Origin of the sequence: Streptomyces sp. NPDC059477, assembly GCF_042749375.1 — a bacterium.
Taxonomy (GTDB): Bacteria; Actinomycetota; Actinomycetes; order Streptomycetales; family Streptomycetaceae; genus Streptomyces.
Map to the genome: position 1 here is coordinate 1 of NZ_JBHYUG010000078.1, position 982 is coordinate 982.

Consider the following 982-nt stretch of genomic DNA (forward strand, 5'->3'; position numbering starts at 1 on the left):
TCCGAATCTCGGGCAGGTCACGGTGGGGGGGCCGGGGTGGGGATCGGGCGGGCGGCGTCCGGGCGCCCGGGCTTTGGCCCGGCTGCGGGGTCACCGGACGTGAGCGCCGCCGGGCGCCGGTAGGACCGGGCCGACGGCGGGCCGCAGGACGGTCACCGGTAGTTCACGAACTGAAGCGCGAAGTCGAAGTCCTGTCCCTTGAGCAGGGCGATGATGGCCTGGAGGTCGTCACGGCTCTTGGAGGTGACGCGCAGCTCATCGCCCTGGACCTGGGCCTTCACACCCTTGGGGCCCTCGTCACGGATGATCTTCGCGACCTTCTTGGCGTTCTCCTGGGAGATGCCCTCCTCGATCGACGCGAAGATCTTGTACTCCTTGCCCGAGAGCTGCGGCTCGCCCGCGTCGAGCGCCTTCAGGGAGATCCCGCGCTTGACCAGCTTGGACTGGAAGACGTCGAGAACGGCCTTGACCCGGTCCTCGGAGTTGGCCTCCATGAGGATCTTCTCCCCGGACCAGGCGATGGAGGCGCCGACGCCCTTGAAGTCGTAGCGCTGCGAGATCTCCTTGGCGGCCTGGTTGAGGGCGTTGTCGACCTCCTGCCGCTCGACCTTCGAGACGATGTCGAAACTGGAGTCGGCCATGTGCTGTGGCTCCTTGTATCAGGGGGCGAAACGGATGCGTCACGACGTACCGCGAGCGGGCGCCGAGCCCGGTGCGGAACCGGGTCCGCATCCGCACAAGCCTAGCCACCCACCTGGCCCGGAGCGCCGATCAATCGAGTGGCGGAGCACCCCTCGGCATCGGGTATTGTTTACGTCGTTGCCAGCGAGGACCGCCGAAAAGTGGTTCGAAAGGCAGCGTCCCCCGGCGGTGTGCCCGAGCGGCCAAAGGGAGCAGACTGTAAATCTGCCGGCTCAGCCTTCCCAGGTTCGAATCCTGGCGCCGCCACACGGAACAAAGGGTCCGTGACCTGTGATGATCA

At 66.7% G+C, this 982-nt stretch carries 1 protein-coding gene and 1 tRNA gene; one reads left to right on the forward strand and one right to left on the reverse strand.

The window, feature by feature from the left end; translation table 11 throughout:
• Positions 1-152: 152 nt before the first annotated feature.
• A complete protein-coding gene (locus tag ACFXAZ_RS29685) occupies positions 153-641 on the reverse strand; it encodes a YajQ family cyclic di-GMP-binding protein (protein ID WP_384597429.1) in 489 nt (162 codons plus the stop codon).
• Between the two features lie 225 nt (positions 642-866).
• On the opposite strand from ACFXAZ_RS29685, the gene ACFXAZ_RS29690 reads away from it, so the two are divergent.
• Positions 867-948 (forward strand) — tRNA-Tyr (locus ACFXAZ_RS29690).
• The last annotated feature ends 34 nt before the right edge of the window (positions 949-982 follow it).